The organism is Aeromicrobium sp. Root472D3 (assembly GCF_001426485.1).
In the GTDB taxonomy this organism is placed as follows: domain Bacteria; phylum Actinomycetota; class Actinomycetes; order Propionibacteriales; family Nocardioidaceae; genus Aeromicrobium.
On record NZ_LMET01000001.1, the window covers coordinates 450,078 to 472,318 of the forward strand.

At 71.3% G+C, this 22,241-nt stretch carries 25 protein-coding genes; 14 read left to right on the forward strand and 11 right to left on the reverse strand.

Annotation, left to right across the window (positions count from 1 at the left end; genetic code table 11):
• Positions 1 to 34 precede the first annotated feature (34 nt).
• The 3 genes from ASD10_RS02235 to ASD10_RS02245 are packed head-to-tail and all read left to right on the forward strand — an operon-like array spanning position 35 to position 2,150.
• On the forward strand, positions 35 to 607 hold the full coding sequence (locus ASD10_RS02235; RefSeq protein ID WP_056603988.1) for a hypothetical protein: 573 nt from the start codon (positions 35 to 37) through the stop codon (positions 605 to 607).
• 2 nt (positions 608 to 609) lie between these two features.
• On the forward strand, positions 610 to 1,401 hold the full coding sequence (locus ASD10_RS02240; protein WP_235501734.1) for an NAD-dependent protein deacetylase: 792 nt from the start codon (positions 610 to 612) through the stop codon (positions 1,399 to 1,401).
• A 32-nt stretch (positions 1,402 to 1,433) separates the two neighbouring features.
• Positions 1,434 to 2,150 (forward strand): DUF4389 domain-containing protein, encoded by a 717-nt coding sequence (locus tag ASD10_RS02245; RefSeq protein WP_056603995.1) that lies wholly within the window; start codon positions 1,434 to 1,436, stop codon positions 2,148 to 2,150.
• A 22-nt stretch (positions 2,151 to 2,172) separates the two neighbouring features.
• Here ASD10_RS02245 and serA read toward each other — a convergent pair whose 3' ends face one another.
• The gene (serA, locus tag ASD10_RS02250) at positions 2,173 to 3,432 is read right to left on the reverse strand and encodes a phosphoglycerate dehydrogenase (RefSeq protein WP_235501735.1); all 1,260 of its coding nucleotides are present in this window, start codon (positions 3,430 to 3,432) and stop codon (positions 2,173 to 2,175) included.
• Between the two features lie 148 nt (positions 3,433 to 3,580).
• Complete coding sequence (locus ASD10_RS02255; protein WP_056603998.1) at positions 3,581 to 4,006, reverse strand: PaaI family thioesterase; 426 nt, start codon at positions 4,004 to 4,006, stop codon at positions 3,581 to 3,583.
• A 70-nt stretch (positions 4,007 to 4,076) separates the two neighbouring features.
• On the opposite strand from ASD10_RS02255, the gene ASD10_RS02260 reads away from it, so the two are divergent.
• The 7 genes from ASD10_RS02260 to ASD10_RS02290 are packed head-to-tail and all read left to right on the forward strand — an operon-like array spanning position 4,077 to position 10,566.
• On the forward strand, positions 4,077 to 4,601 hold the full coding sequence (locus tag ASD10_RS02260) for a DUF305 domain-containing protein (protein WP_056609795.1): 525 nt from the start codon (positions 4,077 to 4,079) through the stop codon (positions 4,599 to 4,601).
• Positions 4,598 to 4,897, forward strand: a complete 300-nt coding sequence (locus ASD10_RS02265) for a metal-sensitive transcriptional regulator (protein ID WP_056604001.1) — start codon at positions 4,598 to 4,600, stop codon at positions 4,895 to 4,897. Before ASD10_RS02260 ends, ASD10_RS02265 begins: the two co-directional genes overlap by 4 nt.
• Positions 4,898 to 4,920: 23 nt before the next feature.
• Complete coding sequence (locus ASD10_RS02270) at positions 4,921 to 5,133, forward strand: heavy-metal-associated domain-containing protein (RefSeq protein WP_056604004.1); 213 nt, start codon at positions 4,921 to 4,923, stop codon at positions 5,131 to 5,133.
• A complete protein-coding gene (locus tag ASD10_RS02275; RefSeq protein WP_056604007.1) occupies positions 5,130 to 7,301 on the forward strand; it encodes a cation-translocating P-type ATPase in 2,172 nt (723 codons plus the stop codon). Before ASD10_RS02270 ends, ASD10_RS02275 begins: the two co-directional genes overlap by 4 nt.
• Before the next feature lie 50 nt (positions 7,302 to 7,351).
• Positions 7,352 to 8,191, forward strand: a complete 840-nt coding sequence (locus ASD10_RS02280) for an SDR family oxidoreductase (protein WP_056604010.1) — start codon at positions 7,352 to 7,354, stop codon at positions 8,189 to 8,191.
• 55 nt (positions 8,192 to 8,246) lie between these two features.
• Positions 8,247 to 8,561, forward strand: a complete 315-nt coding sequence (locus ASD10_RS02285) for a YbaY family lipoprotein (RefSeq protein ID WP_056604014.1) — start codon at positions 8,247 to 8,249, stop codon at positions 8,559 to 8,561.
• Between the two features lie 4 nt (positions 8,562 to 8,565).
• Positions 8,566 to 10,566, forward strand: coding sequence for an ABC transporter ATP-binding protein (locus ASD10_RS02290; RefSeq protein ID WP_200938113.1), 2,001 nt, complete (start codon positions 8,566 to 8,568; stop codon positions 10,564 to 10,566).
• A gap of 3 nt (positions 10,567 to 10,569) precedes the next feature.
• Here the strand turns inward: ASD10_RS02290 and ASD10_RS02295 are convergent, their stop codons facing one another.
• Positions 10,570 to 11,253: a hypothetical protein gene (locus tag ASD10_RS02295; protein ID WP_157432411.1), complete on the reverse strand. Its 684-nt coding sequence runs from the start codon at positions 11,251 to 11,253 to the stop codon at positions 10,570 to 10,572.
• 104 nt (positions 11,254 to 11,357) lie between these two features.
• Here ASD10_RS02295 and ASD10_RS02300 point away from each other — a divergent pair, with 104 nt between their 5' ends.
• Positions 11,358 to 11,855 (forward strand): DUF3592 domain-containing protein, encoded by a 498-nt coding sequence (locus ASD10_RS02300; protein ID WP_157432412.1) that lies wholly within the window; start codon positions 11,358 to 11,360, stop codon positions 11,853 to 11,855.
• Here ASD10_RS02300 and ASD10_RS02305 read toward each other — a convergent pair.
• On the reverse strand, positions 11,845 to 12,726 hold the full coding sequence (locus ASD10_RS02305) for an ABC transporter substrate-binding protein (RefSeq protein WP_056604023.1): 882 nt from the start codon (positions 12,724 to 12,726) through the stop codon (positions 11,845 to 11,847). The two genes, ASD10_RS02300 and ASD10_RS02305, sit on opposite strands and share 11 nt — an antisense overlap.
• The gene (locus ASD10_RS02310) at positions 12,723 to 13,391 is read right to left on the reverse strand and encodes a DedA family protein (protein ID WP_056604026.1); all 669 of its coding nucleotides are present in this window, start codon (positions 13,389 to 13,391) and stop codon (positions 12,723 to 12,725) included. The genes ASD10_RS02305 and ASD10_RS02310 overlap by 4 nt, the downstream gene beginning before the upstream one ends.
• Here ASD10_RS02310 and ASD10_RS02315 point away from each other — a divergent pair.
• Positions 13,390 to 14,889 carry a hypothetical protein gene (locus ASD10_RS02315; protein WP_082555973.1) on the forward strand — a complete coding sequence of 500 codons (1,500 nt, stop codon included), beginning with the start codon at positions 13,390 to 13,392 and terminating at the stop codon, positions 14,887 to 14,889. The genes ASD10_RS02310 and ASD10_RS02315 overlap by 2 nt on opposite strands.
• Positions 14,890 to 14,901: 12 nt before the next feature.
• On the opposite strand, the gene dnaB is transcribed toward ASD10_RS02315, so the two are convergent.
• On the reverse strand, positions 14,902 to 16,314 hold the full coding sequence (dnaB, locus tag ASD10_RS02320; RefSeq protein WP_056604032.1) for a replicative DNA helicase: 1,413 nt from the start codon (positions 16,312 to 16,314) through the stop codon (positions 14,902 to 14,904).
• Positions 16,315 to 16,686: 372 nt separating this feature from the next.
• Here dnaB and ASD10_RS02325 point away from each other — a divergent pair, with 372 nt between their 5' ends.
• Together ASD10_RS02325 and ASD10_RS02330 are read left to right on the forward strand one after the other, a co-directional pair.
• Positions 16,687 to 18,009, forward strand: a complete 1,323-nt coding sequence (locus ASD10_RS02325; protein WP_056604035.1) for an MATE family efflux transporter — start codon at positions 16,687 to 16,689, stop codon at positions 18,007 to 18,009.
• Between the two features lie 4 nt (positions 18,010 to 18,013).
• Entirely contained in the window at positions 18,014 to 18,730 is a 717-nt protein-coding gene (locus tag ASD10_RS02330; protein WP_056604037.1) for a dienelactone hydrolase family protein, read from the forward strand.
• On the opposite strand, the gene ASD10_RS02335 is transcribed toward ASD10_RS02330, so the two are convergent.
• The 5 genes from ASD10_RS02335 to rpsF all read right to left on the reverse strand — a co-directional run bounded on the left by ASD10_RS02335 (position 18,696) and on the right by rpsF (position 22,166).
• The gene (locus tag ASD10_RS02335) at positions 18,696 to 20,408 is read right to left on the reverse strand and encodes an ABC transporter family substrate-binding protein (RefSeq protein ID WP_157432414.1); all 1,713 of its coding nucleotides are present in this window, start codon (positions 20,406 to 20,408) and stop codon (positions 18,696 to 18,698) included. The two genes, ASD10_RS02330 and ASD10_RS02335, sit on opposite strands and share 35 nt — an antisense overlap.
• 70 nt (positions 20,409 to 20,478) lie before the next feature.
• Positions 20,479 to 20,925: a 50S ribosomal protein L9 gene (rplI, locus tag ASD10_RS02340; RefSeq protein WP_056604042.1), complete on the reverse strand. Its 447-nt coding sequence runs from the start codon at positions 20,923 to 20,925 to the stop codon at positions 20,479 to 20,481.
• An 11-nt stretch (positions 20,926 to 20,936) separates the two neighbouring features.
• Positions 20,937 to 21,173 (reverse strand): 30S ribosomal protein S18, encoded by a 237-nt coding sequence (rpsR, locus tag ASD10_RS02345; RefSeq protein WP_056604045.1) that lies wholly within the window; start codon positions 21,171 to 21,173, stop codon positions 20,937 to 20,939.
• 33 nt (positions 21,174 to 21,206) lie between these two features.
• Positions 21,207 to 21,773, reverse strand: coding sequence for a single-stranded DNA-binding protein (locus ASD10_RS02350; RefSeq protein ID WP_056604048.1), 567 nt, complete (start codon positions 21,771 to 21,773; stop codon positions 21,207 to 21,209).
• A 102-nt stretch (positions 21,774 to 21,875) separates the two neighbouring features.
• On the reverse strand, positions 21,876 to 22,166 hold the full coding sequence (rpsF, locus tag ASD10_RS02355) for a 30S ribosomal protein S6 (protein ID WP_056609800.1): 291 nt from the start codon (positions 22,164 to 22,166) through the stop codon (positions 21,876 to 21,878).
• Positions 22,167 to 22,241: the final 75 nt, after the last annotated feature.

Here is a 22,241-nt window from a genome sequence, read left to right on the forward strand (position 1 = left end):
CGACCCGCCCCGACGAAGCGGCGGTGGGTCGCCGATGACCGTCCTGATCATCGCCCTCGTCCTGCCCGCGACCCTCGCGCTCCTATCGCTGGCCCCGACCACCCGGCTCGAGCGGCGCATGGACACCGCGACGGACGAGGACCTGGCGTCGATCCGCCAGGGCAACGAGTCGCCCGTCCACCTGTGGTTCCTGATCGGGTGGGGCGCGACGACGCTCTTCGGTGCGGTGTTCCTGCTGGTGCGGGGGCAGTCGATCGGGTACGCCTGGCTCGGCGTGGCAGCGCTCTGGGCCGTGGCGGCCGTGACGACCCGGCGGCAACGCCAACGCGTGCTGGCCGTGCTGGGCGAGCGCGGACGGGTCGAGCGGACGGCACGCTACCGGGACCGAGCGGCCCTCTCCTACCGCTGGGGCTCGGCCGCCCTGCTCGGCTACGTCGGCCAGCGGTTCGTCCAGTACGCCTACCCCGGGCAACGCCCGGACGGCGCGTCGCTCGCCGTCGGCATCTTCGCCGTCGTCTTCCTGGCCGGCATCGTCGGCTTCGCCGTCGTCCGCACCCGCATGTACCTGTCGGGCGACGACCTCGACGTCCCGGACGTACGCTCGTGAGCGTGGATCCCCTCGACGTCCTCGGCGACCGCACGTGGCTCGTGCTCACGGGCGCGGGCGTCTCGACCGACTCGGGCATCCCCGACTACCGCGGGCCGGGCTCGACGCCCCGCACGCCGATCACGTACCAGGAGTTCGTCCGGACGGTCGAGGGGCGGCAGCGCTACTGGGCCCGCTCCCACGTGGGGTGGACCCGCATGTGGCACGCCGACCCCAACGCGACGCACCACGCCCTCGTCGCGCTGCAGGACGCCGGCCGCCTGACGGGCCTGATCACCCAGAACGTCGACGGGCTGCACGAGCAGGCCGGGCACCGCGACGTGATCGACCTGCACGGCCGCATCGACCGCGTCGTCTGCCTGGGGTGCCACGAGATCACGACCCGCGCCGCGCTGCACGAGCGCCTGACGGCGCTCAACCCCGGGTTCGAGCAGCGCACCGGCGAGCTGGCGCCCGACGGCGACGTCGTCCTGCGCGAGACCGACGACTTCGTCGTCGCGCCGTGCCGCACGTGTGGCGGCGACCTCAAGCCCGATGTCGTGTTCTTCGGCGAGAACGTGCCGAAGGAGCGGGTCGAGCGGTCGTACGCGCTGGTCGCCGAGGCCGAGGCCCTCGTCGTGCTCGGCTCGTCGCTGCACGTCATGTCGGGCCTGCGCTTCGTCAAGGCGGCCCACCAGCGGGGCATCCCGATCGTCATCGTCAACCGCGGGACGACCCGGGGCGACCCGCTCGCCACCCACAAGGTCGACGCAGGCGTGGCCGAGACGCTCGCGACTTCGCTACGGTTCGTCTGACCGCACAGCCTCTCTCGGACGAAGGACTCCCCATGAGCGACTCCACGCCGCCGCCTCCCCCGCCGGGTTACCAGCCCCCGGGCCAGCAGCCGTACGGGCAGCAGCCGCCTGCCTACCAGCCCCCGCCCCCGCCGTACGGCGCCCCGGCCGTCGCCAGCGTTCCCGGCGGCTACCCCGTCTCGTTCCAGTTCGCCTCGCCCGGCAAGATCGCCCGCTGGCGTCCGTTCGTGCACTGGCTGCTGGCGATCCCGCACTTCATCGTGCTCTACGTCCTGCAGATCGTCGCCCAGGTGCTCGCCTTCGTGGCCTGGTTCACGGGCGTCTTCGCCGGCAAGGTCCCGGAGGGCCTGCAGGGGCTCATCATCGCGACGCTCCGCTACTCGGCGCGCACGCAGACCTACGTGTTCTTCATGCGCGAGGAGTACCCGCCCTTCACCTTCGACACCCAGTTCGCCGATCCGGGCACCGACCCGCGCACGCGCGTCGAGGTCGTCCCGGCGATCGAGGGCCGCAGCCGGCTCAGCATCTTCTTCCGGATCTTCCTGCTGATCCCCCACGCGATCGTCTCGTTCTTCCTGGTCATCGCGTTGTACGTCGTCTACATCATCGGCTGGTTCGCCGTCATCATCCTCGGACGCTGGCCGTCGGGTCTCGAGTCGTTCATGGTCGGCTTCATCCGCTGGACGACGCGCTACACCGCGTACGCCTTCCTCGTGACGGACGACTTCCCGCCGTTCGGCTTCGAGTAGCGGCCCCGGGCGGGCGCCCGCGTCAGCTCAGCTGACGCAGGCGCACCGTCTCGGGCAGCTTCGCGAGCTCCTGCAGCACCTCGGCGCCGACCTCGGCGGCGACGTCGGTCAGCACGTAGCCGATCTCGCCGCGCGTCGACAGCGACTGGGCCTCGATGTTGACGCCGTGCTCGCCCAGCAGGCCGTTGATGCGCGCCAGGACGCCCGGGGCGTTGCGGTGCACGAGGGCCAGCCGGTGCTTCGTCGTGTCGGCCGGCAGGTTGATGCCCGGCATGTTGACGCTCAGCGACGTGCCGCCGAACGACGCGTACGAGCGCAGCTTGGACGCCACGAAGCGTCCGATGTCCTGCTGCGCCTCCTCGGTCGAGCCGCCGACGTGCGGCGTGAGGATGACGTTCTTGAGCCCGCGCAGGTCGGACTCGAAGGCGTCGCCCTGCCGCTTGGGCTCGATCGGGAAGACGTCGACCGCCGCGCCGGCGATGTGGCCCGACTCGATGTGCCGGCGCAGGGCGGCGGTGTCGACGGCGATGCCGCGCGACAGGTTGAGCAGCAGGGAGCGCGGCTTCATCTGCCGCATCTCGTCGTCGCCGAACAGACCGGCGTTGCCCGGACGTCCGTCGACGTGCAGGGTCACGACGTCGGCGACCGCGAGCAGCTCCTCGAGCGTCGAGCAGCGCTTGGCGTTGCCGAGCGCGAGCTTGTCGTCGATGTCGAAGAAGACGACCGACAGGCCGAGGGCCTCGGCGATGACCGACAGCTGGCTGCCGATGTTGCCGTAGCCGATGATGCCGAGCGTGCGACCACGGATCTCGTGGCTGCCGGCGGCCGACTTGTTCCACACGCCGGCGTGCATGTCGGTCGACTTCTCGTGCAGGCGGCGCGCCAGCGAGATGATCTCGGCGATCGCGAGCTCGACGACGCTGCGCGTGTTGGAGTAGGGCGCGTTGAACACCGCGACACCGCGCTGGGTCGTGGCGGCCAGGTCGATCTGGTTGGTGCCGATGCAGAACGCACCGATCGCGAGCAGGTCGGGGGCGGCGTCGAGGACCTTCTCGGTGATGTAGGTCGTCGAGCGGATGCCCAGCAGGTGCACGCCCTGGATCGCCTCGATGAGGTCGTCCTCGCCGAGGGCCCCGTCACGGGTCTCGACCTGGAAGCCCTTGCCCCGCAGGAACTCGGCGCCGTCGGTGTGGATGTTCTCGAGCAGCAGCACGCGGACGTCGCCGTCGTCGAGCAGCGCGGTCGGGCTCGATCCGTCGGGACGGTGATCGGTGTTCGTCATGGTCATCATCATCTCTGGTGCCTCCAGTCAGCGGAACTCGGCTGACGTGGGGCCCAGGCGAACGGTCCCAGTGTCGTGTGTGTCGGTGGTTCGCAGCGCTCCCCGGTGGTAGCCACCTCAACGCCAGTCGCGTCTGCTTGCACCGAGTCTAGCGGGACACGCCGGTGAACTTCTCCAGCATCTCGGCGGGGACCTCGCGGTCGAGGTTGGCCAGGCGCACCTGCCCCTGCGCGATGAGCCGACCATCCTGGTCGAGCGAGTCGAGGTGCCACAGCTGCTGGCCACGACCGCGGTGGATCGGGGTCGCGGTGACCGTGATGGTGTCGCCCACCGCCGCCTGCCGGATGAAGTCGGTCGAGTTGTTGGTGCCGACCACGACGCCCCTGCCGTCGAGCCAGATCTGGCCCGCGATGCTCGCGGTCGACTCGTGGACGGCGCAGTAGACGCCACCGTGCGGGATGCCGAACGGCTGGAGGTGCTTCTCGCCGAGCGTGAAGCGGACGACGACCTTGTCGGGACCTGCCTCGACGTGCTCGACGTCGAGCACCCCGTCCAGTCCTGGAATGTCACTCATGGGGCCAGCGTAGGGCGTCCGTTCCTGGGAGCCCTTGAACGGTATACCCCCTAGGGGTATGTTCGGAGTCATGAACAAGCTGATCGCACTCCTCGCGGCGCTGCCGCTCGTCCTCGTCGCGGCCTGCGGCTCGTCCAACGAGTCCGACGCCGGTCACGGCGACGCCGACGTCGCCTTCGTCCAGCAGATGGTTCCGCACCACGAGCAGGCCGTCGAGATGGCCGACATGGCCGAGCGCGCCGACGCCTCGGCCGACGTGAAGGCCCTCGCCGCCCAGATCGAGGCCGCGCAGGGTCCCGAGATCGCGACGATGAAGACGTGGCTCGACGACTGGGACGTCCCGTCGGACCACGCCGGCCACGACATGGGCGACGGGATGATGAGTGACTCCGACATGACCGGGCTCGCGCAGCTCTCCGGGGCCGCGTTCGACCAGGAGTGGCTCACCCTGATGATCGAGCACCACGAGGGGGCCGTCGCCATGGCGCGCACCGAGCTGGCCGACGGCCGGGACGCTCGCGCGCAGAAGCTCGCCCGTCAGGTCATCGCCGACCAGCAGCGCGAGATCGCGACGATGAAGGGGCTGCTCGGATGACCGGCGACCACGCGGCACCCGGCTACAGCGACGACAAGGTCGCGGTGCTCAAGCGCCTCAAGCGCATCGAGGGGCAGGTGCGCGGCCTGACCCGCATGGTCGAGGACGACACCTACTGCATCGACGTCCTGACGCAGGTCTCGGCGACGACCAAGGCGCTCGAGGCCGTCGCGCTGAAGCTGCTCGACGAGCACCTCGCCCACTGCGTCGTCGACGCCGCCCGCGCCGGCGGCGACGAGGCCGACCTGAAGGTCAAGGAGGCGTCGCAGGCCATCGCACGCCTCGTCCGTTCCTAGACCGTCCACCGAGAGGACCCACCATGACCACCGAGACCTACCGCGTCACCGGCATGACCTGCGGCCACTGCGTCACCGCCGTGACCGAGGAGCTCACGGCGCTCCCCGACGTCACCTCCGTGACGGTCGACCTCGTCGCGGGGGGCACGTCCGACGTCACGGTCGAGAGCGGCACGCCCCTCGACCGACAGGACGTCGTCCGCGCCGTCGACGAAGCCGGGTACGCGCTCGCATGAGCACCCTCAGGCTCGACATCGCCGGCATGACCTGCACGTCGTGCGCCGCGCGGGTCGAGAAGAAGCTCAACCGGCTCGACGGCGTCGAGGCCACGGTCAACTACGCCACCGAGAAGGCCACGGTCACCGTCGCCGACGAGGTCGACGTGCAGTCGTTGATCGACACCGTGGCGGCGACGGGGTACTCCGCGAGCCTGCCGACGCCGACGTCGACGCACGAGCAGCACGACGACCTCCACGGCACCTCGTCGATGCGGCGGCGGCTGCGCGTCTCCGCGGCCCTCGCCCTTCCCGTGGCGCTGCTGTCGATGGTGCCCGCCTGGCAGTTCGACCTGTGGCAGTGGCTCGCCCTCGCGCTGGCCACACCGGTCGTGACGTGGGGCGCGTACCCGTTCCACCGGGCCGCCTGGGTCAACCTGCGTCACGGCGCGGTCACGATGGACACCTTGGTCAGCGTCGGCGTGGGCGCGGCCTACGTCTGGTCGCTGTGGGCCCTGTTCGTCGGCGACGCCGGCATGACGGGCATGACGATGCGGTTCTCGCTGCTGCCGTCCGACACGGGGCACGACGAGATCTACCTCGAGGTCGCGGCAGCCGTCACGGTCTTCATCCTCGCGGGGCACTACCTCGAGGCCAGCGCCAAGGTGCGGTCGAGCGCGGCGCTGCGGGCCCTCATGGACCTCGGGGTCCGCGACGTCACGGTGCTGCGCGACGACGGACGCGAGCAGACCGTCGCGCTCGCCGAGCTCGCCGACGGCGACCGCTTCGTCGTGCGTCCGGGCGAGAAGATCGCGACCGACGGCATCGTCGAGAGCGGCACGTCGTCGGTCGACGAGTCGATGCTGACGGGTGAGCCCGTGCCGGTCGACGTGGGCCCCGACGACGTCGTCACGGGCGCGACGGTCAACCACGGCGGACGCCTGGTCGTGCGCGCCACCGCGGTCGGGGACGACACCCGCCTGTCGCAGATGGCCCGGCTCGTCGAGCAGGCCCAGGAGGGCAAGGCCGACGTCCAGCGTCTCGCCGACCGCGTGTCGGCGTGGTTCGTGCCCGCCGTCATCGTCCTGGCGGCGGTGACCCTGGCGGCCTGGGTCGCGACGGGGCACTCGTGGACCGAGGCGTTCACGGCCGCCGTCGCGGTGCTGATCATCGCCTGCCCGTGCGCGCTCGGCCTCGCCACGCCGACGGCCCTCATGGTGGGCACGGGACGCGGCGCCCAGCTCGGCATCCTGATCAAGGGCCCGCAGGTGCTCGAGTCGACCCGCGCCGTCGACACCGTCGTGCTCGACAAGACCGGCACCGTCACGACCGGGGCGATGAGCGTCGTGTCGGTCGACCCGGCCCCGGGCGTCGACGAGGGCGAGCTGCGGCGCGTCGCCGCCTCGCTCGAGCACTCGTCCGAGCACCCCATCGCACGGGCCGTGGCGACGCTGGCCGACCCGGTCGACGTCGTCGACTTCGCCAACCACGCGGGGTTCGGCGTCAGTGGTCTCGTCGACGGTCGGGCCGCGCTCGTCGGACGTCCGTCGTGGCTGCGCGAGCAGGGCGTCGAGGTCACCGCGCCCACGCGCCGCACGGGCACGACCGTCGCCGTCGCCTGGGACGGCGAGCTCCGGGGCACGATCACCGTCGCCGACACGATCAAGCCGACGTCGGCGGGGGCCGTCGCCGACCTGCGCGCCCTGGGGCTGGAGCCCGTCCTGCTGACGGGCGACAACCGCGCCGTCGCCGAGTCGGTGGCCGCCGAGGTCGGCATCGACCGGGTCGTCGCCGACGTCACCCCGGCCGACAAGCTGCGGGTCGTCCGCGAGCTGCAGGCCGAGGGCCGCGCCGTCGCGATGGTAGGCGACGGCGTCAACGACGCCGCGGCGCTGGCCGCGTCCGATCTCGGCATCGCGATGGGCACCGGGACCGACGTCGCGATCGAGGCCTCCGACCTGACGCTCGTGAAGGGCGACCTCGCCACCGCGGTCGACGCCGTCCGCCTGTCCCGCGCGACGCTGCGCACCATCAAGGGCAACCTCTTCTGGGCCTTCGCCTACAACGTCGCCGCGATCCCGTTGGCCGCGCTGGGCTTCCTGAACCCGCTCATCGCGGGGCTCGCCATGGCCTTCAGCAGCGTCTTCGTCGTCACGAACAGCCTGCGCCTGCGCCGCTTCGAGGCCTGAGGACCGCCCCCGACCGGAATACCGGTCGGGGGCGCCGGGTTGCACCCGGCATGACGACCATCGCCCTGACCGGCTCGACCGGCGCCGTGGGCGGCACCGCGGCCCACCTGCTCGCCGACTCCGGCACCTCGGTCCGCCTGCTCGTGCGCGACCCGGCGCGGGCGCCGCACCTCGCCGGTGCCGACGTGCGCGAGGCGACCTACGGGCAGCCCGGCTGCGCCGCCGCGCTCGAGGGCGTCGACACCGTCTTCATGGTCTCGGGCCACGAGGCCGCCGACCGGCTCGACCAGCACCGCTCGTTCGTCGACGCCGCGGTCGAGGCGGGCGTGCGGCAGATCGTCTACCTGTCGTTCGTCGGGGCGTCCGCGACGTCCGGGTTCACGCTCGGCCGCGACCACGGCGCGACCGAGGACCACATCCGGGCGTCCGGTCTCGACTGGACGTTCGTGCGCGACAACTTCTACGCCGAGGTCCTGCCGCAGTTCGCCGACGAGAACGGCGTCATCCGCGGGCCGGCCGGCCGCGGACGCGTCGCCGCGGTCTCGCAGCGCGACGTCGGCGCGGTCGTCGCGCACGTCCTGCTCGACCCCCGCGAGCACGCCGGCCGCACGTACGACCTCACGGGCCCCGAGGCGCTGACGTTCGACGAGGTCGCCACGATCACGACCCGCATCACGGGTCGCCGGTTCTCGTTCGTCGACGAGACGATCGACGAGGCGCGCGCCAGCCGCGCCCACTTCGGCGCACCCGACTGGCAGGTCGACGCCTGGATCAGCACCTACACCGCGATCCGCGACGGCGAGCTCGAGCACGTCAGCGGCGACGTCGAGCGCCTGCTCGGCCGACCCGCGACCTCGTTCGACGAAGCCGTCGCCGAGGCCGGTCTCTGACCGTGTCCCGCGAACTGCGCGAGACGTCTCACGACTGCGGGCATAGCCTGTCACCATGCCTTCCGAGCTCCTGACCGTCACCGGCACCGTCACCTTCCGCGAGCGCATCGCGCTGCCGTCGGGGGCGATCGCCACGATCAAGCTCGTCGACGGCGAGGGCGAGGTCCTCGCCGGCACCGCGATCGAGTCGACGGCGGTGCCGACCGCGTTCACGCTCGTCGCCGACCCGGCGTTCGCGCCCGACCCCGACGAGCTGTTCATCTGGGCCGCGCTGCGCGGCGGAGAGGTCGGCGTGTGGGGGACGACCGACCTCGTCCCCGTCGTCGCCGGCGACGCCACCGACGTGGTGCTGACCAAGATCGAGGACTGACCGGGTGGCCCGAGGCGACGGCGGCCCGACCGTCACGCACCTGAGCGAGACCGAGATCGCCTCCGGCGGACCGCCGATCCTGCGCCGCATCGCCCACATGCTGCGGCCCTACCGCACCAAGATGGTCTTCGTGGCCGTCGCGGTCGTGGTGTCCGCCGCCCTCACCTCCGTCGTCCCCTTCCTGACCAAGGCGATCTTCGACAAGGCGCTGTTCCCGCCCGACGGTGGCGTCCGCACCGAGCTGCTGGCCTGGCTCGTGGCCGGCATGTGCGCGATCCCGATCGTGACCGCGCTGATCGGGATCGGGCAGAACTGGCTGACGTCCACGATCGGCAACTCCGCGATGGCCGATCTGCGCAGCGACCTGTTCGCCCACCTGCAGAAGATGGAGCTGGCGTTCTTCACCGCCACCAAGACCGGGGCGATCCAGTCGCGCCTGGCCAACGACGTCGCAGGCGTCCGGACGGTGCTGACCGACACCGCCACGTCGATCCTGCAGAACAGCGTCACGGTCATCGCGGCGTTCGTGTCGATGATCATCCTGTCGTGGCAGCTGACGCTGCTGACGCTCGTGCTGATGCCGGTGTTCGTCTACGTCCAGCTGCAGGTCGGCAAGCGCCGCCAGCGGCTGGCCCGGCGCACGCAGGAGTCACTGTCGGAGATGACCGCGATCACCGAGGAGGCCCTGAGCGTCTCGGGCATCCTGCTGTCGAAGGTCTTCAACCGCGCCGACTCCGAGGTCGACCGCTACCGCCAGGCCAACCGCGAGCAGACGCGCCTGCAGGTCGACCAGGCCATGACGGGCCGGGCGTTCTTCGCGACCGTCCAGACGTTCTTCGCGATCACCCCCGCCCTGATCTACCTCGTCGCCGGCACGATGCTGCAGGGGAGCAGCGCCCTCACGGCCGGCACCCTGGTGGCGTTCACGACCCTGCAGGCGCGGCTGCAGATGCCGCTGCTGCAGCTCATGCGCGTCTCGCTCGACGTGCAGACGTCGCTGGCGCTGTTCCGCCGGCTGTTCGAGTACCTCGACCTCGAGCCCGCCATCACCGAACGTCCGGGGGCCCTGGCCCTCGACCCGCAGCACCTGCGGGGCGAGATCGAGTTCCGCGACGTCTTCTTCCGCTACCCCGAGCCGCGCAGCCTCAGCGGACCCGTCGGCGGAGACCGCTTCGGCGACACCGGCGTGCGGATCGATCGCGGATCACCCGCCCCCGAGCAGGGATGGGCGCTCGACGGCATCTCGCTGAAGGTCGAGCCGGGCCAGCTCGCCGCGATCGTCGGGCCCTCGGGGTCCGGCAAGACGACCATGACGTACCTGGTGCCCCGCTTCTACGACGTCGACACGGGTGCGGTCCTCATCGACGGCACCGACGTCCGCGACCTGACGATGGGCTCGGTCGCCGAGGCCGTCGGCATGGTCACGCAGGAGCCGTACCTGTTCCACGGGTCGATCCGCGACAACATCGCGTACGCCAAGCCCGACGCGACCGCCGACGAGATCGAGCAGGCGGCCCGCGACGCCAACATCCACGACCGCATCCTGTCGTTCGCCGACGGCTACGAGACCGTCACCGGTGAGCGGGGCTACCGGCTGAGCGGCGGCGAGAAGCAGCGGCTCGCGATCGCGCGCGTCCTGCTGATGGACCCACGCATCCTGATCCTCGACGAGGCCACCTCGGCCCTCGACACCGAGACCGAACGGCTCGTGCAGGACGCCCTCGAGCGGGCGACCCACAACCGCACCACGATCGCGATCGCCCACCGGCTCTCGACGATCCACAACGCCGACGTCATCTTCGGCCTCGAGGACGGTCACCTGGTCGAGCAGGGCACGCACGACGAGCTGCTCGAGCTCGGCGGCCTCTACTCGCGCCTGTACGTCGAGCAGTTCGGGTCGGGCCAGATCGAGGCCCGGTTCACCGACGGCGTCCGCTTCACCGACGGACGCACGATGTGCGACCGCCCGGGCGCCGACGACCGCCGCGCCGACGTCTCGCTGTAGACGTCAGCCCTTCTCGGCCAGCCGCTTCTGGGCGCGGTCGAGGATCGTCGAGACGGTCTTGTTCACGGCGTCGGTCTGCTCCAGTCCCGGCACCGAGTAGAGGACCGACGTCAGCTCGCCGCCCGAGCAGGTCTGGCCCGAGATGCCCGACTCGGTCTCGGTGATCGGGATCGACGTCACGGTCGTCCGCGTGCCCTCGTCGTCGCCGCCGAGCTCGGCCAGCGTCGTGAACGCGTCGCACGCCTGGTCGTCGGTGAACGTGGCCGCTCCCGCGAGCAGCTTCTTGGCCGTCGCGAGGTCCTTCTTGTCGGCCGCGGAACTGACGTCGGTCGACGACTCGAGCTGCTTGACGACGTCGGGCAGCGACTTGGCCCACTCCTTGGCGGGCAGCGTCGTGACCTGGATCAGGGCGCTCGCGGCCTGCCACCGGCACTGGCTGCTGCCGTCGGCGCCCGAGGCGGCGACGACGTCGTCGACGGCCGAACCCGCGAGCTCGCTGCGGTCGGACGCCGTCAGGAGCTTGCAGGCGACCTGCTCGGGGTCGACGGGCGGAGCCGTCTGCGTCGCGCTCGGCGTGGCGCCGGCCTTCGCCTCGGAGCCGTCGGAGCCGCCCCCGCTGCAGGCCGAGAGCAGGACGAGCGAGGCTGCTGCCACCGGGAGCAGGCGCCGGATCACCGAATGAGTCACCCCGCCACTGTAGGAGGCCGCCCACAACCGGCGCGATAGCGTGACGCCCGCGGGCGATCCCTGACGCAGGGGTTCGACCGGGACGACCGAGGAGGATGTTCCACGTGCAACCACGACGCAGGCGGCGGATCACCGGCGCGGTCCTGACCGTCGTGCTGCTCGCTCTCGGGACGGCCGGGGTCGTCGCGGTGCGAGGGGGGCTCGCCGAGCACGGCAACGCCTCGGCGCTGGACGACCCCGACAGCGACTTCGTCCGCGTCACGGGGACCGTCGAGAGGCCGCCCGCCGCGGCCCGGGCGTCGGGCAGGGAGTGGAGCCAGATGTCGGTGCGGTTCACGACCGCGGACGATCGTCGTGTCACGACCATGGTGTGGACGCGCCGCGACGACAAGGACTACGACACGGGGCAGCGCATCGGTCTCGAGTACGTCGCCCAGCACCCCAGCGCGGCGCGCCTGCCGGGCAACCGTGGCGGGGAGCCCGAGCCGTGGAGGACGCTCCTGGTCGGCATCGGCATCGTGGCCGGGGTGATCCTGGTGCCCGCCGGGCTGCTGGCCGAGGCCGTGTCGCGTCGCCGGCGTCGCCGCACGGCTAGCGACTGACCTGCCTCACGTGCGGGCCGGGCGCCACGGTGCCCGGGTGCAGCACCGAGGTCATCGCCTCGACGCCGTCGACCAGGCGCGGGCCGGGCCGCACCACCACGGCGTCGCCGTCGATCGCCCACACCTCGGCGTCCGGCAGCTCGCGCAGCACGAGCTCGGCCTGCTCGGCAGCGCCGTCGAGGCCGAAGCCGCACGGGGCGACCAGGACGACGTCGGGTCGCTCGGCCCGCAGGTCGGCCCACGGCGTCGGTCCCGACGCACGGTGCACGTGCCCGCCCACGCTCAAACCCCCGGCCGCCTCGACCTGGTCGGGGATCCAGTGCCCGCCGGTGAACAACGGCTCGACCCACTCGACGACGGCGACCCGCGGTCGGGGACGCCCGGCCACCGCGGCACGCACCGCGGCCAGCCGGTCCTCCAGGGACGAGATCAGCTCGGCCGCCCGGGCGTCGGCGCCGGCGGCCGCGCCCACCGCGCCGATCGAGGCGAGCACGTCGGCCAGCGAGTGCGGGTCGAGCGTCAGGACGGCCGCGCGGCACCCGAGGTGCTGGAGGGCCGCGTCGACCTGGCCGGTCGGCAGGGCGCACACCCGGCAGAGGTCCTGGCTGAGGATCAGGTCGGGATCGAGCTCGCCGAGGGCCCCCTCGTCGAGCGTGTAGAGGTCACGGCCCGCGGCGACCTGTGCACGCACGTACGCGTCGATCTCGCCCACCGTCATGCCCGACGTGTCGGCGCCACCGACCACGACGCGGTGCCGCGAGCGGGCCTGCGCCGGCTCGTCGCACTCGAACGTCACGCCGACCAGGTGGTCGTCGAGCCCGAGGGCGTAGACGATCTCGGTGGCCGACGGCAGCAGCGAGACGATCCTCATGCCGCGGTGGGGCGTCGCTTCTCGCGCACACGGACCACGACGAACACGACGATGACCAGCAGCACGCCACCGATGACGACCTTCTGGAAGACGTCGGCGTACGGCTCGACGGCGTCCCAGTTCTCGCCGAGGCGGTACCCCGCCACCACGAAGATCGAGTTCCAGATCAGGCTGCCCAACGTCGTGAGGGCGAGGAAGGAGGCGAAGTTCATCTTCTCGACGCCGGCCGGCAGCGAGATCAGGCTGCGGAAGATCGGCACCATGCGCCCGAAGAAGACCGCCTTGCCGCCGTGCTTGGCGAACCAGGCCTCGGTCTTCTCCAGATCGCTGACCTTCAGCAGCGGCACCCTGTCGAAGACCATCACGGCCCGCTCCCGGCCGAAGATCGCGCCGAGCCAGTAGAGGACGACGGCGCCGACGACCGAGCCCAGCGTCGTCGCGATCAGCGCGCCCGTCAGCGAGAACGTGCCCTGGCTGGCGGCGAATCCCGCGAGCGGCAGGATGATCTCGCTGGGGATCGGCGGGAAGAGGTTGTCCATGCCGACCGCGAGGGCCGCGCCGAACAGGCCCAGCCGGTCCATCAGGTCGACGGTCCACCCTGCGAGGCCCGAGTCGGGTGCGTTGCTGGTCGCGGCCATGAGAGTGGTCAGTAGGGTCACGGGCATGAGCGTATCTTCCAGGCTCAATCGGGTGACCCTGATCTGCTGTGCGGTCGCTGTGGCTCTCGTCGCGGCCGCCCTGCTGGTCGACCGCGGTGGATCGACGGGCGCCTCGCCGGGGGCGCGCGCGGTCTCGGCCGCCACGGCACCGCAGGCTCGCGAGGCCAGCAAGGCGCTCGACGTCGTCGCGCCCGCGACGTCGGTCGACGTCTCTCGGCGGCTGTTCACGTCGTCGCCCGTCGCGGTGCTGGCCGATCCGGCCGACCCCGAGGCGCAGCGGGTCGCCATCGCCACCGCCACGTCGCTCGCGGTGCCGGTGCTCGTCGACTCCCCCGAGGCGCCCGCCGAGATCTCGCGCCTGGAGGCCGCGACGGTGCTGACGTTCGGCGCCGCCCAGGACGTCCCCGGCGCCCGCCCGGTCACCGTCGACGACGCGAGCGCCGCGGCCGAGGTCGCCCGACTCGGGGGCGATCGCGCGCCCGACCCGCTCGGCACGGTCGTGCTCACCGCGTCGGCGCAGGACGACGCCGCGGCGATCGCGACCGCGCGGGCCGCCGGGGCCCAGGTCGTCGAGGTGCCGGGCGCGGACCCCCGGACCAGTGACAGCGCGGCGGCCGCGCTGGCGGAGCGGCCCGACGGGCCCGTCATCGCCCTCGGCGCCGCGTTCGACGACGTCGCCTACCCGCTCGCCGTCGTCCGCACGGGCGCCGAGCAGCCGACCGGCGGCTACCTCGCGCTGGGTGACCGCACCTACACCGCGATGTACGGCCACCCGGGCGCGCCGCAGCTCGGGGTGCTCGGCGAGCAGGGCGTGAAGGCGTCGGTCGCGCGGGTCGAGCGCCTGGCCCGCAAGTACCGACGCGTCAGCTCCTCGACCTTCGTCCCCACCTTCGAGATCATCGCGACGGTGGCGTCGGCCTCGGCCGGCAAGGACAAGGACTACTCGACCGAGACGTCCGTCGCGAAGCTGCGACCGCTCGTCGACGCCGCCGAGAAGGCCGGCGTGTACGTCGTCCTCGACCTGCAGCCGGGGCGCACCGACTTCCTGACGCAGGCCAAGCGCTACCGCTCGCTGCTCGAGCGTCCCCACGTCGGGCTGGCCCTCGACCCGGAGTGGCGGCTGAAGCGCAAGCAGAAGCACCTGGTGCAGATCGGCTCGGTGTCGGCCGCGGAGATCAACCGCACCAGCGCGTGGCTCGCCGACCTGACCCGTGAGAAGACGCTGCCGCAGAAGATCTTCGTGCTGCACCAGTTCTCGCTGTCGATGATCAAGGACCGCGGCGACGTCGACACCTCGCACCCCGAGCTCGCGACCGTCATCCACGTCGACGGCTCCGGACCGCAGGGCGCCAAGCAGGACACGTGGCGCACCCTGCGCCGCGACGCCCCGAAGGACGTCGGCTGGGGCTGGAAGAACTTCGTCGACGAGGACTCGCCGATGCTCGACGCGCGTCAGACGTGGCGTCAGGTCAGGCCCCACCCCGACCTGGTCACGTACCAGTAGGGCGCGGGTCGCTCAGCCGAAGAAGTCGCCGGCGGCGACGGCGGGGGGCTCGGCGTCGCGGGCCATCGGCGTGAAGCGCGAGTAGTGACCCTGGAAGCTGACCGCGATCTTGTTGGTCGGGCCCGAGCGGTTCTTGGCGATGATGATGTCGGCCTCGCCGGGACGGTCCGACTCGCCGGCGCCCTGGGCATCAGGACGGTTCAGCAGCAGCACGATGTCGGCGTCCTGCTCGATCGAGCCGGACTCGCGCAGGTCGGAGATCTGCGGCGTCTTGTCGGTGCGCTGCTCGGACCCACGGTTCAGCTGGCTGATGGCCACGACGGGGCACTCGAGCTCCTTGGCGAGGAGCTTGATGTTGCGGGAGAACTCCGAGACCTCGACCTGGCGGTTCTCGACGCGCTTGCCGGACGTCATGAGCTGCAGGTAGTCGATCACGATGAAGCCGAGACCGTGCTGCTTCTTGATGCGACGAGCCTTCGAGCGGATCTCGGGCATCGTCATGTTGGGGCTGTCGTCGACGATGATCGGCGCCGAGTTGACCCGCGGCATGGCCTTGGTGATCGCGTCCCAGTCGCGCTGGTGCATGCCGCCACCGCGCATGTGGCCGATGCTGACGCGTGCCTCGGCCGAGAGCATGCGCATCGCGATCTCGGCGCCCGTCATCTCCAACGAGAAGATGGCGCACGGGATCTGGTGGCGGATCGCGGCCGAGCGGACGAAGTCGAGGCCCAGCGTCGACTTGCCGACACCGGGTCGTGCCGCGACGACGATCATCTGGCCGGCGCGGAAGCCGGTCGTGAACTTGTCGAGGTCGGGGAAGCCGGACGGGACGCCGGTCAGGGTGCCGTCGCGGCCCTGGATCTCCTCGATCTCGTCGATCGTCAGCGGCATGAGCTCGGAGACGAGGCGGTAGTCCTCGGCCTGGCTGGTGCCGTCGACGTCGAGCACCTCGGCCTGGGCGCGGTCGACGATCTCGGAGAGCTCGCCCTCCTGCGCCTGGCCCATCTGCGCGATGCGCTGGCCGACCTGCACGAGGCGGCGCAGCACGGCCTTCTCGCGGACGATGTGGGCGTAGAAGTCGACGTTGGACGCGATCGGCACGGCCTGCACGAGGTCGTGCAGGTACGGCGCGCCGCCGATGCGTCCGACCTCGCCCCGGCGCTGCAGCTCGGCGGCGACGGTGATGGCGTCGGCGGGCTCGCCGCGGTTGGCGAGGTCGACGATGATGTCGAAGACCAGCTCGTGCGCGGGGCGGTAGAAGTCACGGCCCTGGAGGATGTCGGCCGCGGGGTCGATCGCGTTCTTGCTGATCAGCATCGCGCCGAGGACGCTCTGCTCGGCGGCGATGTCCTGCGGAGGGACCCGTCCCGAGGAGGGGTCTTCGCCGGGCCCGGGGCCCGCCTCGTAGAGGTCCGCCACACTCACCGATGGGACCGCCTTTTCTCTGATCGCGCCGTCACTGACTACTGTCGCTGTCGCCACCGACAGGAGCCGACCCGTCACAGTAGGCCCGGTCCTCCGAACGGCCAACACCGTCCTGCACAGGCCCTGTGGGTAACACCTGTGGGCTTGTGGAAAACGCCGAGAGCCATGTGCACAGTCGGTGGACGAACATGTGGACAACAAATGTTTTATTTCACCGAAAGCACCTCTGACCTGCGACGACGGGATTTGTTCGATGTGGAGACAAAATAGTTCCGGACACCTCGTCTTCCACCGGTGCCTGTTCATGGACTTGTCGACAAACCCCGTCACTTCGGCCCCACGTCACCCGTTGGTCACCATCGCGAGGTCGTCGTGACGTGGCTCCGCGACGTCGACCGTCGCATGCTCGCCGTCGCCGTGCCGGCCTTCTTCGCCCTCGTCACCGAGCCCCTGATGCTGCTGGCCGACACCGCGATCATCGGCCACCTCGGCACCCCGCAGCTCGGTGGACTGGCCGCCGCCTCGGTCGTCCTGGGCACCGTGGTGGGCCTATGCGTGTTCCTCGCCTACGGCAGCACCGCGAGCGTGGCTCGGCACCACGGGGCGGGGGACGACCGGACGGCCCTCGGGCTCGCGGTCAGCTCGCTGTGGCTCGCCGTCGGCCTCGGGATCGGCCTCGCCGCGCTCGTCGCCCTCACGGGCCGTCCCCTCGCCGATGCGCTCTCGAGCTCGCAGGAGGTCGCCGGTCACGCCCGTGACTACCTGCTCGTCTCGTCGCTCGGCGTCCCGGCGATGCTGCTGATCCTCGCGGCGACCGGAGCGCTGCGCGGCGTGCTCGACCTGCGCACGCCCCTGCTGGCGACGATCGCGGCCAATCTCGTCAACGTCGCCCTGAACCTCACGCTCGTCTACGGACTCGGCCTCGGGGTGCGGGGCGCCGCCGCCGGCACCGTCATCGCCCAGTGGCTCGCCGCCGCGTGGCTCGTCGCGGCCGTCGTGCGGCGCGCGCGCCCCGTCCGGGCCTCCATCCGGCCGCGGCCGGGCGAGATCCTCGCGGCAGCGACGCAGGGCGTCCCGCTCGTCGTGCGCACCCTCACGCTGCGGGCCACGGTCGTGCTGGCCGCGCTCGTGGCAGCGGGTCTCGGCGACGTCCAGCTCGCGGCCCACCAGGTCGCCGCGACCCTCGTGACGCTGCTGGCCTTCGCGCTCGACGCAGTCGCGATCGCGGGCCAGACCCTGACGGGCGGCGCGCTCGGCGCGGGGGACGCCGCGGGCACGCGGGCCCTCACGCGACGCATGATCGGCTGGGGCGTCGGCACCGGGCTCGTCGCCGGTGCCGTGCTCGCCGCCCTCGCGCCGTGGCTGCCGCACCTGTTCACGTCCGATCCGGCGGTGCGCTCGGCCCTGGTCCCGGCCCTGCTCGTGGTCGCCGCGATCCAGCCGCTGTCGGGTGTCGTGTTCGTGCTCGACGGCGTCCTGATCGGTGCGGGCGACGGCGTGTACCTGGCGATCGCGGGGATCGTGACGCTGGCCGTCTACACGCCCCTGGTCCTCGCGGTGGGGGCGACCGGAGCGGGTTTCACGTGGCTGTGGGTCGCGTACGGCGGGTTCATCGCCGCCCGCCTCGTGACGCTGTGGCTGCGCCAGCGGGGTGACACCTGGATGGTCCTCGGCGCGACCCGTTCGGCAGACTGAGCCGATGGACGACCACGAGTACGCGCCGGGACGTCGGGTGCTGGTGCGCGGCACCCCCGAGCGGGGCGTCGTGCTGCTGTGGCACGGCCGCGGGGTCGACAGCTCGTCGTGGATGGGTCCGCTGGCCGACCGCGTCGCGCTACGGGGCGCGCTGGCCCTCGCACCCGACTGGAGCAGCGAGACGCCCGACGGTGGCCGCTCCGACCTGCTGACGTCCGTCAGGTACGCGCGCGAGCAGGCGTCCGGAGCCGGGCTCGATCCCGATCGCGTCGTGGTGGCGGGCTGGTCGCTCGGTGGGACGGCGGCGACGAGTCTGGCGGTCCACTCCGAGCGCCTCGGCGTCGGGCTCGGAGGCGTCGTGCTGATCGCACCGGCCGACGGGCCGGGTGTCCTCGACGGCATCTCGGGAGGACCGCTCCCACGCACGCTCCCCCGGGGTGAGGGACGCTGCCGCATCGACGTGCTCTACGGGCAGGACGACACGAGCACACCGCCCGACCAGGTCGGCGGCCTCGAGCTGCGCCTGAGGGCGGCCGGGTGGACCACGAGCCTGCAGGCCGTCGCGGCCGACCACGGCGAGATCGTCGGCTGTCGGTACGACGCCCGGCGCGAGGTCTACCGGCCCTCCGACGGGGCGCGCGCCCGGGCCGCCGCCGACCAGGTGGCCGACGTCGTCGCGGCGGCGGTCAGTCGTCCGCCGGCGCCTTCTTCGGCTTCGTGACGAACCCGACCGTCGTCCAGTCGGGCTGCTCGAACTGGGCCGCACCGTAGTTGACCAGGCCGTTGCGCACGGCGACCGTGACCGGGGTGACGGCCAGCGGGATCATCGGGACGTCCTCGAACAGCCACTCGTCGAGCTTGGCCACCCGCTTGATGCGCAGGGCGTCGTCGAGCGTGCCCAGCACGGTGTCGAACCCCGGGCCGATGCGGTCCGGCGCGATGCCGGTGTAGTTCTGGGCCGAGTCGAGCGGGAAGAACAGCGGCTTGGCGGCGGTGATCGGGAACGGGGAGGCCCGGTTCACGAACGTCACGAGGTCGAAGTCGAGCGGGATCACGACGTCGTCGAAGAACGTGGCCGCGGCGGTCGGGCGCAGCGTCACGGTGATGCCGACAGCACGCAGGTCGTCGGCGATCGCGCTGGCCCGGACGTTGTTGGTGGGTGTGTCCTCGGGCACGGGCAGCGTCAGCGTGAGCGGCTCGCCGTCCTTGGCCAGCATGCCGTCGGCTCCCGCGGTGTATCCCGCCGCCGCCAGCAGCTTCTTCGCCTCGGCGGGATCGTGGGCGATCGACGACGTCGAGTCCTGATAGCCCTTCTGGCCGGGCACGAGCAGCAGGCTGCCGAGGGGCGCCGCCGGTGCGCCGAGGGCCTTGGCCGTCGTCGCCGCGATCGCGTCGCGGTCGATGGCGTGGGCGACGGCCCGGCGCACCCGGACGTCCTGCAGCGGTCCGCGACCGCCGTTCAGCGTCACCTGCGACCACTCGACGCCCGCTGCCCGCTGGACCGCGCCGGTGCCGCGGCCGATGCGGTAGGTCGATGCCTGCAGGTCGACGGCGTCGAGCTCGTCGTTGACGTAGGCCTCGGCCTGCAGCTCGGCGTCGCCGACGTTCCAGGTGATCTCGTCGAGCTTGGGCGGGGTGCCCCACCACCGCGGGTTGGGCTTCTGCGTCACGACGCCCGCGTCGGGGTCGATCGAGGTGACGACGAACGGGCCGTTCGACGAGATGGCACGCGTGCGGAAGGCCTGGTTGAACAGCTTCGGCGAGTCCGAGACGTTCGCGGCGAGCCGCGGGTACACGTACAGGGGCCATTCGGCGGTCGGGCGCGAGAACGTGACGGTGTACGAGAACTCGTCGTCGCCGGGCTCGACGGCGGAGATCGCGTCGTAGCCGGCGGTCGAGATGACCTCGTAGGCGTCGTCCGAACCGTTCTGCGCCTTCCAGAACGCGACCATGTCGTCGGCCGTGATCGACGTGCCGCCCTGCCAGACCGCCTTCGGGTTGAGCCGTACCTCGACCGTCAAGGGGTCCTCGTCGACGACCTCGACCGACTCGGCGTAGTCGGGATCGACCTCCCAGCCGCCGTCGGCGGTGATGCGGACAGCACCGCCCGAGGTCGGCGCGAGGATCTCGGCGGCGTCGGAGTCGGCGGCATCGGACTGCAGCGGGTTGAAGTTCGCCGGCAGGGCGGAGGCGGCCAGGCGCAGCGTGCCGCCCTGGCTGACCTCGGCCGCGTCGGCGGACGTCCACGCCGTGCTGGGCAGCTCGGTGACCGGGGCGACGGTGGACGTCTTCGGCGTGGGGGCCGGCTCGTCGTCGCCCCCGGACGTCAGCGAGCAGCCGGAGAGCACCAGGCTCCCGGCCACCAGGAGGGACGCGGCTGCGGCGAGAGGAGAACGCATGGGGATGCGCCACCGACGACGGGCCGGCACCACTGGGCAGAAGCCTCAGGGTGTCGGCCCGTCAGGTGGACTACTTGGAGGCGACCACGTTGAGCTTGACGCGCGCGCTCACCTCGGGGTGGACGCGCACGGACACCTCGTGGGATCCGAGCGACTTGATCGGGTTGCCGACCTCGATGCGACGCTTGTCGACCTTGGCGCCGGCCTCGCCGAGGGCCTCGGCGATGTCGGAGACCGTGACGGCGCCGAACAGGCGTCCGCCCGCGCCGGAACGGACCGGCACGTTGATCGGGTTCGACTCGAGGTTGCCCTTGATGCTCTTGGCCTCTTCGAGGTCGTGGACGGCGTGCGCGTCACGCGCAGCCTTGATCGACTCGACCTGCTTGGCCGCGCCCTTGCTCCACCGGATGGCGAAGTTGCGCGGCAGCAGGAAGTTGCGGCCGTAGCCGTCCTTGACGTCGACGATGTCGCCGGGAGCTCCGAGGTTCGTGACCTCGTGCGTGAGGATGAGCTTCATGTCGATACCCCTTAACGACCGGTGGTCGTGTAGGGAAGCAGTGCCATCTCGCGGGCGTTCTTGATGGCCTTCGCGATGAGACGCTGCTCCTGGACGGTGACACCCGTGACGCGGCGCGCGCGGATCTTGCCGCGGTCCGAGATGAACTTGCGCAGCAGCGCGGTGTCCTTGTAGTTGATGTCGGTGACCTTGGCCGCGGCGAGCGGGTTGCTCTTCTTCTTCGGCTTGCGGACGACTGGCTTAGCCATGTTGCTCCTGTGATTCGTGAATGACGTGAGTGGTTAGAAGGGGGGCTCTTCGGACGCGCCGGAGCTCCCACCCCATGAACCGGATCCACCCTGCGCCGGCTGCGACGACCAGGGGTCGTTCGCGGGTGCCGGTGCGCCTCCGCCGGAGTTGCCTCCGCCGTAGCCGCCACCTGAGGTGTTGCCGCCGCCTCCGCCGGAGTTGCCTCCGCCGAAGCCGCCGCCCCCGCCGCCGGAGCGGTTGGCGCGCGTGACCTTGGCGGTCGCGAAGCGCAGCGAGGGACCGATCTCGTTGACGGTCATCTCGACGCTCGTGCCGCGCGATCCGTCCTGGCGCTCGTAGTTGCGGACGCTCAGCGGGCCCTGGACGATGACCTGCTGACCCTTCTGCAGCGACTCGGCGACGTTCTCGGCGAGCTGGCGCCACGCGGCACAGCGGATGAACAGAGCCTCGCCGTCCTTCCACTCGTTGGTCTGACGATCGAGGGTTCGAGGCGTCGACGCGACGGTGAAGTTGGCAACTGCGGCGCCCGAAGGAGTGAACTTGAGCTCCGGGTCGTCGGTCAGGTTGCCGATGACGGTGATGATCGTTTCGCCTGCCATGTGGCGCAGCCTTTCAGGTGTGTGGGTGTCTGGCTCGAGTGTTCCGCAGACCTGTGACGAACGCGAGGGTTCGCCGTCGGTGCTGTGGACCAGTGATCAGGCCTACTTCACGTCGGGACGTGTGACCTTCGTGCGGACGACGGACTCGTTCAGTCCGAGCTGACGATCGAGCTCCTTGACGGTGGCCGGCTCGGCCTGGAGCGTGACGACGGCGTAGATGCCCTCGTTCTTCTTGTTGATCTCGTAGGCGAGGCGACGCTTGCCCCACACGTCGACGTTGTCGACGGAGCCGCCGTCCTGACGCACGACGTTGAGGTACGTGTCCAGGCTGGGGGCGACGGTACGTTCTTCGAGGTCGGGATCGAGGATGATCATGACTTCGTACGGGCGCAGTGACATTCAGTCTCCTTCGGACTAAACGGCTACGGGGTCTCCGTAGCAGGAGTGGTTGCCGAACAGCAACCGCCC

Excerpts from the sequence above, each read along its gene's own strand:
- ASD10_RS02260 (WP_056609795.1), top strand. The coding sequence starts at position 4,077 with ATGAACAAGCTGATCGCACTCCTCGCGGCGCTGCCGCTCGTCCTCGTC.
- ASD10_RS02335 (WP_157432414.1), bottom strand. The coding sequence starts at position 20,408 with ATGCGTTCTCCTCTCGCCGCAGCCGCGTCCCTCCTGGTGGCCGGGAGC.
- ASD10_RS02245 (WP_056603995.1), top strand. The coding sequence starts at position 1,434 with ATGAGCGACTCCACGCCGCCGCCTCCCCCGCCGGGTTACCAGCCCCCG.
- serA (WP_235501735.1), bottom strand. The coding sequence starts at position 3,432 with ATGACGAACACCGATCACCGTCCCGACGGATCGAGCCCGACCGCGCTG.
- ASD10_RS02310 (WP_056604026.1), bottom strand. The coding sequence starts at position 13,391 with ATGCCCGTGACCCTACTGACCACTCTCATGGCCGCGACCAGCAACGCA.
- rplI (WP_056604042.1), bottom strand. The coding sequence starts at position 20,925 with ATGAAGCTCATCCTCACGCACGAGGTCACGAACCTCGGAGCTCCCGGC.
- ASD10_RS02235 (WP_056603988.1), top strand. The coding sequence starts at position 35 with ATGACCGTCCTGATCATCGCCCTCGTCCTGCCCGCGACCCTCGCGCTC.
- ASD10_RS02255 (WP_056603998.1), bottom strand. The coding sequence starts at position 4,006 with ATGAGTGACATTCCAGGACTGGACGGGGTGCTCGACGTCGAGCACGTC.
- ASD10_RS02285 (WP_056604014.1), top strand. The coding sequence starts at position 8,247 with ATGCCTTCCGAGCTCCTGACCGTCACCGGCACCGTCACCTTCCGCGAG.
- rpsR (WP_056604045.1), bottom strand. The coding sequence starts at position 21,173 with ATGGCTAAGCCAGTCGTCCGCAAGCCGAAGAAGAAGAGCAACCCGCTC.
- ASD10_RS02275 (WP_056604007.1), top strand. The coding sequence starts at position 5,130 with ATGAGCACCCTCAGGCTCGACATCGCCGGCATGACCTGCACGTCGTGC.
- ASD10_RS02265 (WP_056604001.1), top strand. The coding sequence starts at position 4,598 with ATGACCGGCGACCACGCGGCACCCGGCTACAGCGACGACAAGGTCGCG.
- ASD10_RS02315 (WP_082555973.1), top strand. The coding sequence starts at position 13,390 with ATGAGCGTATCTTCCAGGCTCAATCGGGTGACCCTGATCTGCTGTGCG.
- ASD10_RS02270 (WP_056604004.1), top strand. The coding sequence starts at position 4,921 with ATGACCACCGAGACCTACCGCGTCACCGGCATGACCTGCGGCCACTGC.
- ASD10_RS02330 (WP_056604037.1), top strand. The coding sequence starts at position 18,014 with ATGGACGACCACGAGTACGCGCCGGGACGTCGGGTGCTGGTGCGCGGC.
- ASD10_RS02350 (WP_056604048.1), bottom strand. The coding sequence starts at position 21,773 with ATGGCAGGCGAAACGATCATCACCGTCATCGGCAACCTGACCGACGAC.
- ASD10_RS02305 (WP_056604023.1), bottom strand. The coding sequence starts at position 12,726 with ATGAGGATCGTCTCGCTGCTGCCGTCGGCCACCGAGATCGTCTACGCC.
- ASD10_RS02280 (WP_056604010.1), top strand. The coding sequence starts at position 7,352 with ATGACGACCATCGCCCTGACCGGCTCGACCGGCGCCGTGGGCGGCACC.